Annotated in this window: 11 protein-coding genes; all 11 read right to left on the reverse strand. The window is 69.3% G+C overall.

Going from position 1 to position 11,323, the window contains the following annotated elements:
• Positions 1–4 precede the first annotated feature (4 nt).
• From nuoK to ACZ434_RS06990, 11 genes are read right to left on the reverse strand one after another with little or no spacing between them, the layout of a single operon-like run.
• Entirely contained in the window at positions 5–304 is a 300-nt protein-coding gene (nuoK, locus tag ACZ434_RS06940) for an NADH-quinone oxidoreductase subunit NuoK (protein WP_037929353.1), read from the reverse strand.
• Positions 301–1,143 (reverse strand): NADH-quinone oxidoreductase subunit J, encoded by an 843-nt coding sequence (locus ACZ434_RS06945; protein WP_468452590.1) that lies wholly within the window; start codon positions 1,141–1,143, stop codon positions 301–303. The genes nuoK and ACZ434_RS06945 overlap by 4 nt, the downstream gene beginning before the upstream one ends.
• Positions 1,140–1,781 carry an NADH-quinone oxidoreductase subunit NuoI gene (nuoI, locus tag ACZ434_RS06950; protein ID WP_468452592.1) on the reverse strand — a complete coding sequence of 214 codons (642 nt, stop codon included), beginning with the start codon at positions 1,779–1,781 and terminating at the stop codon, positions 1,140–1,142. The genes ACZ434_RS06945 and nuoI overlap by 4 nt, the downstream gene beginning before the upstream one ends.
• Positions 1,774–3,147, reverse strand: a complete 1,374-nt coding sequence (nuoH, locus tag ACZ434_RS06955) for an NADH-quinone oxidoreductase subunit NuoH (RefSeq protein ID WP_468452594.1) — start codon at positions 3,145–3,147, stop codon at positions 1,774–1,776. The genes nuoI and nuoH overlap by 8 nt, the downstream gene beginning before the upstream one ends.
• The gene (locus tag ACZ434_RS06960; protein WP_468452596.1) at positions 3,144–5,648 is read right to left on the reverse strand and encodes an NADH-quinone oxidoreductase subunit G; all 2,505 of its coding nucleotides are present in this window, start codon (positions 5,646–5,648) and stop codon (positions 3,144–3,146) included. The genes nuoH and ACZ434_RS06960 overlap by 4 nt, the downstream gene beginning before the upstream one ends.
• Positions 5,645–6,991: an NADH-quinone oxidoreductase subunit NuoF gene (gene nuoF, locus ACZ434_RS06965; protein WP_468452598.1), complete on the reverse strand. Its 1,347-nt coding sequence runs from the start codon at positions 6,989–6,991 to the stop codon at positions 5,645–5,647. The genes ACZ434_RS06960 and nuoF overlap by 4 nt, the downstream gene beginning before the upstream one ends.
• Positions 6,991–7,860 (reverse strand): NADH-quinone oxidoreductase subunit NuoE, encoded by an 870-nt coding sequence (gene nuoE, locus ACZ434_RS06970; protein WP_468452601.1) that lies wholly within the window; start codon positions 7,858–7,860, stop codon positions 6,991–6,993. The genes nuoF and nuoE overlap by 1 nt, the downstream gene beginning before the upstream one ends.
• Entirely contained in the window at positions 7,857–9,179 is a 1,323-nt protein-coding gene (locus tag ACZ434_RS06975) for an NADH-quinone oxidoreductase subunit D (RefSeq protein WP_468452603.1), read from the reverse strand. Before ACZ434_RS06975 ends, nuoE begins: the two co-directional genes overlap by 4 nt.
• Positions 9,176–9,925 (reverse strand): NADH-quinone oxidoreductase subunit C, encoded by a 750-nt coding sequence (locus tag ACZ434_RS06980; protein ID WP_468452605.1) that lies wholly within the window; start codon positions 9,923–9,925, stop codon positions 9,176–9,178. Before ACZ434_RS06980 ends, ACZ434_RS06975 begins: the two co-directional genes overlap by 4 nt.
• A complete protein-coding gene (locus ACZ434_RS06985; protein ID WP_468452607.1) occupies positions 9,922–10,476 on the reverse strand; it encodes a NuoB/complex I 20 kDa subunit family protein in 555 nt (184 codons plus the stop codon). The genes ACZ434_RS06980 and ACZ434_RS06985 overlap by 4 nt, the downstream gene beginning before the upstream one ends.
• Before the next feature lie 13 nt (positions 10,477–10,489).
• On the reverse strand, positions 10,490–10,849 hold the full coding sequence (locus tag ACZ434_RS06990) for an NADH-quinone oxidoreductase subunit A (RefSeq protein ID WP_468452609.1): 360 nt from the start codon (positions 10,847–10,849) through the stop codon (positions 10,490–10,492).
• Positions 10,850–11,323: the final 474 nt, after the last annotated feature.

Genomic DNA, 11,323 nt, shown 5'->3' on the forward strand with positions numbered 1-11,323 from the left:
CCCCTCACAGCTTCATCAGGCTGGCGTCGTCGACCGAGGCCGAGTGGCGGGAACGGAACAGGGACACGATGATCGCCAGCCCGACCACGACCTCCGCGGCGGCCACGACCATCGTGAAGAAGGCGATGACCTGGCCGTCGAGGTTGCCGTGCATCCGGGAGAAGGCGACGAAGGCGAGGTTGCAGGCGTTGAGCATGAGCTCCACGCACATGAACACGACGATCGCGTTGCGCCGGATCAGCACACCGGTGGCGCCGATCGTGAACAGCAGCGCGGCCAGGTACAGATAGTTGACGGGGTTCACTTCGACGCCTCCTCGGCCCGCTCGAACGTCGGCGGATCGATCGCCTTGCGCTCCAGGCGTTCCTCCGCGCGCTGCTCCATCGCCCGCAGGTCGTTGATGGCCTCCTGCGACACGTCACGGATCTGGCCGCGGTCCCGCAGGGTCTTGCTGACCGTGAGGTCCGACGGGGTGCCGTCGGGCAGCAGGCCCGCGATGTCCACGGCGTTGTGCCGGGCGTAGACACCGGGCGCCGGGAGGGGCGGCAGGTACGTGCCCTCGCGCACGCGCTGCTCGGCCAGCTCCCGCTGGGTCCTGGCGCGTTCGGTGCGCTCCCGGTGGGTGAGCACCATGGCGCCGACGGCGGCCGTGATGAGCAGGGCGCCGGTGATCTCGAAGGCGAAGACGTACTTGGTGAAGAGCAGGGCCGCGAGGCCCTCCACGTTGCCGCCCGCGTTCGCCTCGCCGATGCCGTTGAACTCGTTGAGCGAGGCGTTGCCGATCCCGCCGACCAGCAGGACGCCGAAGCCGAGACCGCACAGCAGGGCCAGCCAGCGCTGGCCCTTGATGGTCTCCTTCAGGGAGTCGGCCGCGGTGACGCCGACCAGCATCACCACGAACAGGAACAGCATCATGACCGCGCCGGTGTAGACGACGATCTGGACGACGCCCAGGAAGTAGGCGCCGTTGGCCAGGTAGAACACCGCCAGGATGATCATGGTGCCGGCGAGACAGAGCGCGCTGTGCACGGCCCGCCGCATGAAGACGGTGCACAGGGCGCCGATCACGGCGACCGTGCCGAGGATCCAGAACTGGACGGCCTCTCCGGTGGAGGTGGAGTAGGCGGCGAGCTGTCCGGTCATCGCTTGATCACCTCTTCGGACGCCGGTTCCTCCGGGCCGAAGGTCGAGGCGGCCTCCTGCACCACCTCACCCCGGGAGTGGGCGACCTGCTGCTCCGTACCGGGCGCGGCCTCGGTCACCAGGCCCCGGTAGTAGTCCTGTTCGTCGGTGCCCGGGTACATCGCGTGCGGGGAGTCGACCATGCCCTCCTCCAGACCGGCGAGCAGCTGCTCCTTGGTGTAGATGAGGTTGGCGCGGCTGGAGTCGGCCAGTTCGAACTCGTTGGTCATCGTCAGCGCGCGCGTGGGGCACGCCTCGATGCACAGGCCGCACAGGATGCAGCGGGCGTAGTTGATCTGGTAGACGCGCCCGTACCGCTCGCCGGGCGAGTAGCGCTCCTCGTCGGTGTTGTCCGCGCCCTCGACGTAGATCGCGTCGGCGGGGCAGGCCCAGGCGCACAGTTCGCAGCCGACGCACTTCTCCAGGCCGTCCGGATGGCGGTTGAGCTGGTGCCGTCCGTGGAAGCGCGGAGCGGTGGTCTTCTGCTGCTCCGGGTACTGCTCGGTGAGCCGCTTCTTGAACATGGCCTTGAAGGTCACGCCGAAGCCGGCCACGGGGTTCAGGAAACCGGGCTTGGTGTCCTTGGGTTCCTCAGCCATCGGACGCCTCCTTTCCATCCGTAGATCCGCCCAGAGATCCGTCACTCTGAGTATCGGGCCCGCCACTGACAATCAGCTCCCGCTCCCGGCTCGGGCGGCGGCGCGGCACCGGCGGCAGCTCCTGTCCGGGCAGCGGCGGTACGGGGAATCCGCCCGCCATGGGGTCGAAGGCGGGCGGCTCCCCGGGCTGTTCGGCCTCCTTCGCCTTCGACCGGAACATGTCGGCGACGAAGGAGAGCAGCAGCAGGGTGAGGACACCGCCCGCGATGTAGAGCGCGATGTCGGCGAAGTCGTAGTTCTCGTTGCGCAGCGCCCGCACGGTGGCGACCGCCATCAGCCACACCAGGGCGACCGGGATGAGGACCTTCCAGCCGAGCTTCATCAGCTGGTCGTAGCGCACGCGCGGGAGCGTGCCGCGCAGCCAGACGAAGCAGAACAGCAGGCTCAGCAGCTTGCCGGTGAACCAGAGCATCGGCCACCAGCCGTGGTTCGCGCCCTCCCAGAAGGTGCTGATCGGCCACGGGGCCCGCCAGCCGCCCAGGAAGAGGGTCACGGCGACGGCCGAGACGGTCACCATGTTGATGTACTCGGCGAGCATGAACATCGCGAACTTGATCGACGAGTACTCGGTGTTGAAGCCGCCCACCAGGTCGCCCTCGGACTCCGGCATGTCGAACGGGGCCCGGTTGACCTCCCCGACCATCGTCACGATGTAGATCAGGAAGGAGACCGGCAGCAGCAGGACGTACCAGCGGTCGGCCTGCTGCTCGACGATCGTCGACGTCGACATCGACCCCGAGTAGAGGAACACGGAGGCGAACGCGGCGCCCATCGCGATCTCGTACGAGATCATCTGGGCGCAGGAGCGCAGGCCGCCCAGCAGCGGGTAGGTGGAGCCGGAGCTCCAGCCCGCCAGGACGATGCCGTAGATGCCGATCGAGGCGACCGCGAGGATGTAGAGCGCCGCGATCGGCAGGTCGGTGAGCTGCATCGTGGTGCGCTGGCCGAAGATCGAGACCTCGTTGCCGGCCGGTCCGAAGGGGATCACCGCGAACGCCATGAAGGCGGGGACGGCCGCGACGATCGGCGCGAGGATGTACACCGCCTTGTCGGCGCGCTTGACGACGACGTCTTCCTTGAGCATCAGCTTCACGCCGTCGGCGAGCGACTGGAGCATGCCCCAGGGGCCGTGCCGGTTCGGGCCGACGCGCAGCTGCATCCAGGCGACGATCTTGCGCTCCATGACGATGGAGAGCAGCACGGTCACCATCAGGAAGGCGAAGCAGAACACCGCCTTGACGACGATCAGCCACCAGGGATCGCGGCCGAACATCGAGAGGTCTTCAGCGGCGAGGTACGGGCTCATGCCTCCACCTCCTGGGGGGCCTCGCCGGCGAGCGTCGCCGGACCGATTCGGACGAGGGAGCCGGGCAGTGCCCCGGTGCCGGAGGCGACTCCGCCGCCGGCGGAGTTCAGCGGCAGCCAGACCACCCGGTCGGGCATCTCGGTGACGGCCAGCGGAAGTTCCACCGTCCCGGCGGTGCCGGTCACGGCCAGCAGGTCGCCGTCCTTGACGCCGACCTCGGCGGCCGTGGCGGCCGACACGCGCGCGTGTGCCGCGTGCCGGGTGCCGGCCAGCGCCTCGTCGCCGAGTTGCAGCAGGCCCTGGTCGAGCAGCAGCCGGTGCCCGGCGAGCACGGCCTCCCCGGCTGCCGGCCGGGGCAGGGCGCCCGCGGTCTCCAGCGGGTCGGTGGCCCGGGGGCCGTCCCAGGCGCCGAGCCGGTCGAGCTCCGCGCGGATCGTGCGCAGGTCCGGCAGGCCCAGGTGGACGTCCATGGCGTCGGCCAGCATCTGCAGCACCCGCGCGTCGGTGGGCGCGACGCGCCTGGTCATCTGGTCGGGCTTGAGCGCCGCCTCGAAGAGACGGACCCTGCCTTCCCAGTTGAGGAACGTGCCGGCCTTCTCGGCGACCGCGGCGACCGGCAGGACCACGTCGGCGAGTTCGGTGACCTCGCTGGGCCGCAGCTCCAGCGACACCACGAACCCGGCCTCGGCGAGCGCGGCACGCGCGCGTGCCGGATCGGGCAGGTCGGCGACCTCCACACCGGCGACCAGCAGCGCCTGGAGCTCGCCGCGCGCCGCGGCGTCGACGATCTCACCGGTGTCGCGGCCGTAGCGGTGCGGCAGTTCCGCGACGCCCCACGCGGCGGCGATCTCCTCGCGCGCGCGCGGATCGGTCGCCGGGCGGCCGCCCGGCAGCAGCGCAGGCAGCGCGCCCGCCTCCACCGCGCCGCGCTCCCCGGCCCGGCGCGGGATCCACACCAGCCGGGCGCCGGTCGCGGTGGCGAACCGGACGGCCGCGGTGAGCCCGCCCCGTACGGCCGCCAGCCGCTCGCCCACGACGATCACCGCGCCGTCGGCCCGCAGGGCCTCCGCGGCCGCGGCCCCGTCGCCCTCCAGGCCGACACCGCTCGACAGCGCGTCCAGCCACTCGGTCTCGGTGCCGGGGGCCGCCGGAAGCAGCGTGCCGCCGGCCTTCTCCAGACCGCGCGTGGCGTGCGTGGCCAGGGCGAAGGTCTGCTGCCCGTGTCCCCGCCAGGCCTTGCGCAGCCGCAGGAAGACGCCGGGCGCCTCCTCCTCCGACTCGAACCCGACCAGCAGCACCGCGGGCGCCTTCTCCAGCGAGGTGTACGTGACACCCGTACGGTCGAGATCGCGGCCCCGTCCCGCGACCCGCGCGGCGAGGAAGTCGGCCTCCTCGGGGCTGTGCACGCGCGCGCGGAAGTCGATGTCGTTGGTGCCGAGCGCCACGCGCGCGAACTTGCTGTACGCGTAGGCGTCCTCGACGGTGAGCCGGCCACCGGTCAGTACTCCGGTGCTGCCGCGCGAGGCCAGCAGCCCCTGGGCCGCGATCTGCAGCGCGTCGGGCCAGGAGGCGGGCTGCAATTCACCCTCGGCGTTGCGCACGAGCGGGGTGTCGAGGCGGTCGCGCAGCTGCGCGTAGCGGAACGCGAAGCGTCCCTTGTCGCAGATCCACTCCTCGTTGACCTCGGGGTCGTTCGCGGCGAGCCGCCGCATGACCTTGCCGCGCCGGTGGTCGGTGCGGGTGGCGCAGCCGCCGGAGCAGTGCTCGCACACCGACGGCGAGGAGATCAGGTCGAAGGGGCGGGAGCGGAACCGGTAGGCCGCCGAGGTGAGGGCGCCGACCGGGCAGATCTGGATGGTGTTGCCGGAGAAGTACGACTCGAAGGGGTCGCCCTCGCCGGTGCCGACCTGCTGGAGCGCGCCCCGCTCGAGCAGCTCGATCATCGGGTCGCCCGCGATCTGGTTGGAGAACCGGGTGCAGCGGGCGCACAGCACGCACCGCTCGCGGTCGAGGAGCACCTGCGTGGAGATCGCGACGGGCTTCTCGTAGGTGCGCTTCTTGCCGTCGAAGCGGGACTCGGCGTTGCCGTGCGACATCGCCTGGTTCTGCAGCGGGCACTCGCCGCCCTTGTCGCAGACCGGGCAGTCCAGCGGGTGGTTGATGAGCAGGAGCTCCATCACACCCTTCTGGGCCTTCTCGGCGACCGGCGAGGTGAGGTGCGTCTTCACCACCATTCCGTCGGTGCAGGTGATGGTGCAGGAGGCCATCGGCTTGCGCTGGCCCTCGACCTCGACGATGCACTGGCGGCAGGCGCCGGCCGGGTCGAGGAGCGGGTGGTCGCAGAACCGGGGGATCTCGATGCCGAGTTCCTCCGCGGCCCGGATGACCAGGGTGCCCTTGGGCACGCTGATCTCGGCGCCGTCGATCGTCAGCGTGACGAGGTCCTCGGGCGGGACCGCCGCCTCTCCCCCGCCGGAGGGAGCGTTGGTGGTCACAGTCATGCGTGCACCTCCGTACGGTCGGCCCAGGCCGTCGACTTGGCCGGGTCGAAGGGGCAGCCACGGCCCGTGATGTGCTGCTCGTACTCCTCGCGGAAGTGCTTCAGCGAGGAGAAGATCGGCGAGGCCGCGCCGTCGCCGAGGGCGCAGAAGGCCTTGCCGTTGATGTTGTCGGCGATGTCGTTCAGCTTGTCGAGGTCGGCCATCTGTCCCTTGCCGGCCTCGATGTCCCGCAGCAGCTGGACCAGCCAGTACGTGCCCTCCCGGCAGGGGGTGCACTTGCCGCAGGACTCGTGGGCGTAGAACTCCGTCCAGCGGGTGACGGCGCGCACGACGCAGGTCGTCTCGTCGAAGCACTGGAGTGCTTTCGTGCCGAGCATGGAACCCGCGGCGCCCACTCCTTCGTAGTCGAGAGGGACGTCGAGGTGCTCTTCGGTGAACATCGGGGTCGAGGAACCGCCCGGTGTCCAGAACTTCAGCCGGTGGCCCGGACGCATCCCGCCGCTCATCTCCAGCAGCTGGCGCAGCGTGATGCCGAGGGGCGCCTCGTACTGTCCGGGGTTGGAGACATGGCCGCTGAGGGAATAGAGCGTGAAGCCGGGAGACTTCTCGCTGCCCATCGAGCGGAACCATTCCTTGCCCCGGTTCATGATGGCGGGAACCGATGCGATCGACTCGACGTTATTCACCACAGTCGGGCACGCATAGAGGCCCGCGACGGCAGGAAAGGGGGGACGGAGCCGCGGTTGACCCCGGCGGCCTTCGAGCGAGTCGAGCAGTGCGGTCTCCTCACCGCAGATGTACGCGCCCGCACCCGCGTGCACGGTGAGTTCGAGGTCGAGTCCGCTGCCCAGGATGTTCTCGCCGAGGAAGCCGGCCTCACGGGCCTCGCGCACGGCCTCGTGCAACCGCCGCAGAACGGGGACGACTTCACCACGCAGATAAATGAAGGCATGAGACGACCTGATGGCATGACAGGCGATGACAATGCCCTCGATGAGGCTATGCGGGTTCGCGAAGAGGAGCGGAATGTCCTTGCACGTTCCGGGTTCCGACTCGTCGGCGTTGACAACTAGATAGTGAGGCTTGCCGTCACCCTGGGGAATGAACTGCCATTTCATTCCCGTCGGGAATCCGGCGCCGCCGCGGCCGCGCAGACCGGACTCCTTGACGTACGCGATGACGTCGTCCGGTGACATCGCGAGCGCCTTGCGGAGCCCCTCGTACCCCTCGTGCCTCTTGTAGACGTCCAGCGTCCAGGACCTGTCCTCGTCCCAGAAGGCCGACAGCACGGGTGCGAGCAGCTTCTCCGGGCTCATGTCCTTGAGTTCGGGTGCCAAGGTCATCACTCCCCCTCCTCGGCGGCGGGCCCGGCGGGGTGCGCCGGGTCGGAGGCCGACGTGTCCTGCGGCGCGTCGTGCGAGCTAAGGTGCTCGGCGGGCGACGGCTCGTGCGGCGGGGTGTCCCGGGGCGCCTCACCGCGCGGGTGCACCACACGCGCGGGCGCGGTCTCACCCTTGGCCAGCTTCAGGCCGATCAGGGAGGCGGGTCCGGCGCTGCCGGTGGCCTCGACGGCTCCCTCGCGCCCGTCGGGGAAACCGGCCAGGATGCGGGCGGTCTCCTTGAAGGTGCACAGGGGCGCCCCGCGCGTGGGCGCGACCGGGCGGCCGGCGCGCAGGTCGTCGACCATGCGCTTGGCGCTCTGGGGGGTCTGGTTGTCGAAGAACTCCCAGTTCACCATCACCACGGGCGCGAAGTCGCAGGCCGCGTTGCACTCGATGTGCTCCAGGGTGACCTTGCCGTCGTCGGTGGTCTCGCCGTTGCCGACGCCCAGGTGCTCCTGGAGCTCCTCGAAGATCGCGTCGCCGCCCATGACGGCGCACAGGGTGTTGGTGCACACCCCGACCTGGTAGTCGCCGCTCGGCCGGCGCCGGTACATGGTGTAGAAGGTGGCGACCGCGGTCACCTCGGCCGTGGTCAGCTCCAGCATGTCCGCGCAGAACTGCATCCCGGTGCGCGTGACGTGGCCCTCCTCCGACTGCACGAGGTGCAGCAGCGGCAGCAGGGCGGAGCGGGAGTCCGGGTAGCGGGCGATGACCTCGCGCGCGTCGGTCTCCAGCCGGGCCCGGACGTCGTCCGGGTAGGCGGGTGCGGGCAGTTCGGGCATGCCCAGGCTGACGCCCCGCTCGGACCGCTCGGAAGATGAGGTGGTCACCGGTCGACGCCTCCCATCACGGGGTCGATGGACGCGACGGCGACGATGACGTCGGCGACCTGGCCGCCCTCGCACATCGCCGCCATGGCCTGCAGGTTGGTGAAGGACGGGTCGCGGAAGTGGACCCGGTAGGGGCGGGTGCCGCCGTCGGAGACGACATGCACCCCGAGTTCGCCCTTGGGCGACTCGACCGCCGTGTACGTCTGGCCCGGCGGGACGCGGAATCCCTCGGTGACCAGCTTGAAGTGGTGGATCAGGGCCTCCATGGAGGTGCCCATGATCTGCTTGATGTGGTCGAGGGAGTTGCCCAGTCCGTCCGGTCCCAGAGCGAGCTGGGCGGGCCAGGCGATCTTCTTGTCGGCGACCATGACCGGCCCGGGCTGGAGCCGGTCCAGGCACTGCTCGACGATACGCAGCGACTGGCGCATCTCCTCGAGCCGGATCAGGAAACGGCCGTAGGAGTCACAGGTGTCGGCGGTCGGGATGTCGAAGTCGTAGTTCTCGTATCCGCAGTACGGCTGTGCCTTGCGCAGGTCGTGCGGCAGGCCGGTGGAGCGCAGCACCGGGCCGGTGGCGCCGAGGGCCATGCAGCCGGCCAGGTCCAGGTAGCCGACGTCCTCCATGCGGGCCCGGAAGATGGGGTTCCCGGTGGCGAGCTTGTCGTACTCCGGGAGGTTCTTGCGCATCTTCTTCACGAACTCGCGGATCCGGTCCACCGCGCCGGGCGGCAGGTCCTGGGCGAGTCCGCCGGGGCGGATGTACGCGTGGTTCATCCGCAGGCCCGTGATGAGCTCGAAGATGTCGAGGACGAGTTCACGGTCACGGAATCCGTAGATCATGATCGTGGTGGCGCCGAGCTCCATGCCGCCGGTGGCGATGCACACCAGGTGGGAGGAGAGCCGGTTCAGCTCCATCAGGAGCACCCGGATGACCGAGGCGCGGTCGGGCACCTGGTCCTCGATGCCGAGGAGTTTCTCGACCGCGAGGCAGTACGCCGTCTCGTTGAAGAACGGCGTCAGGTAGTCCATGCGCGTCACGAACGTGGTGCCCTGGGTCCACGTCCGGTATTCGAGGTTCTTCTCGATGCCGGTGTGGAGGTAGCCGATGCCGCAGCGGGCCTCGGTGACCGTCTCGCCGTCGATCTCCAGGATGAGCCGGAGCACTCCGTGGGTGGACGGGTGCTGCGGACCCATGTTGACGACGATGCGCTCGTCGTCGGCGCGGGCCGCGGACTGGACGACCTCGTCCCAGTCGCCGCCGGTGACGGTGTAGACGGTGCCCTCGGTGGTTTCCCGAGGGGATGCGTGCGACGTGCTCACGAGTACGACCTCCGCTGGTCCGGAGCCGGGATCTGGGCGCCCTTGTACTCGACGGGGATGCCGCCGAGGGGGTAGTCCTTGCGCTGCGGAAAGCCCTGCCAGTCGTCCGGCATCATGATCCTCGTCAGGGCCGGGTGACCGTCGAAGACGATGCCGAAGAAGTCGTACGTCTCGCGCTCGTGCCAGTCGTTCGTCGGATAGACCGAGAACAGCGACGGGATGTGCGGGTCGCTGTCGGGGGCGCTGACCTCGAGGCGGATCACCCGGTTGTGGGTGATCGAGCGCAGGTGGTACACGGCGTGCAGCTCGCGGCCCTTGTCGTTGGGGTAGTGCACTCCGCTGACGCCGGTGCACAGTTCGAAGCGCAGGGCGGGGTCGTCGCGCAGGGTCCTCGCCACGCGGACCAGGTGCTCGCGCTCGATGTGGAAGGTGAGTTCGCCGCGGTCGACGACCGTCTTCTCGATGGCGTTGCCGGGGAGCAGGTCCTGCTCCTCCAGCGCGCCCTCCAGCTCGTCGGCGACCTCGTCGAACCAGCCGCCGTAGGGGCGGGCGGCCGGTCCCGGCAGCCGGATCGAGCGGACCAGTCCGCCGTAACCGGAGGTGTCGCCGCCGTTGTCGGCGCCGAACATCCCGCGCTGGACGCGGATCTCCTCGCCGCCCCGGCCGCGCTGGCCGGGGAGGTTCTCCGCGGAGAGGTCCTTCTCGGGGTTCACGCCGTCACCCGCGGTGCCGTTCGCGTCGCTCATCGCAGCAGCCCCTTCATCTCGATCGTGGGCAGGGCCTTGAGCGCCGCCTCCTCCGCCTCGCGGGCCGCCTCCTCGGCGTTCACGCCGAGCTTGGAGGTCCGGATCTTCTCGTGGAGCTTGAGGATCGCGTCCAGCAGCATCTCGGGGCGGGGCGGACAGCCGGGCAGGTAGATGTCGACCGGGACGACGTGGTCGACGCCCTGGACGATCGCGTAGTTGTTGAACATGCCGCCCGAGGAGGCGCAGACCCCCATGGAGATCACCCACTTGGGGTTCGGCATCTGGTCGTAGACCTGCCGCAGCACCGGCGCCATCTTCTGGCTGACCCGTCCGGCGACGATCATGAGGTCCGCCTGCCGCGGTGAGCCGCGGAAGACCTCCATGCCGAAGCGCGCCAGGTCGTAGCGGCCGGCGCCGGTGGTCATCATCTCGATGGCACAGCAGGCGAGGCCGAACGTGGCGGGGAAGACGGACGACTTGCGCACCCATCCCGCGGCCTGCTCGACGGTGGTCAGCAGGAATCCGCTCGGCAGCTTTTCTTCGAGTCCCATGACTAGTGGCCCCTCAGTCCCATTCCAGGCCGCCGCGCCGCCATACGTACGCGTACGCGACGAAGACGGTGAGCACGAAGAGCAGCATCTCCACGAGCCCGAAAAGCCCCAGGGCGTCGAAGCTGACGGCCCAGGGGTAGAGGAAGACGATCTCGATATCGAAGATGATGAAGAGCATCGCCGTCAGGTAGTACTTGATCGGGAAGCGCCCGCCGCCGGCCGGCGTGGGGGTCGGTTCGATACCGCACTCGTAGGCCTCGAGCCTCGCGCGGTTGTACCGCTTCGGACCGATCAGCGTGGCCATGACCACGGAGAAGATCGCAAAGCCTGCCCCGAGGGCTCCCAGTACGAGGATGGGCGCATACGCGTTCACCGCTCCTCGCTCCTCTCAGTCGGCACTGACTGCTATGGGGTCCCCGCGGGGCGGACGAATCCGGTCCCCCGGGGAGGTCGCGCATCGGGCCGGCCCCGCCTCAACAGCCCCACGAACCACGCCCGCCCCGGCGAAGATCGAGAACATGTGAAGCAGGTCACAAGCCCAACCGCTCCGCATCCTATGCCCGAGGGTCTGTGATCTGCGACACGGGGTATTCCACAACCTTTGTGATCTCCACCACCTGACGAACGATCATGAAGTCGGATGAGCAGTGATCTTCACACGCCAAGCGTTCGCGCGATCACCAAACGTGACATTTTGACTGGTCAGCGCAGCTCAGAGGGCTCGTCTCCATATCAAGATGCTTCTTGTGCATGCAAATTGGCGCTGGACTTGATCTCTTGGTAGGAGCCGCGTTCACACTTCGGAGGGGACGCGGTGCGAGGTGTGGACGTGTGCACGCGTTCACGA

The organism is Streptomyces sp. NPDC030893 (genome assembly GCF_055571535.1).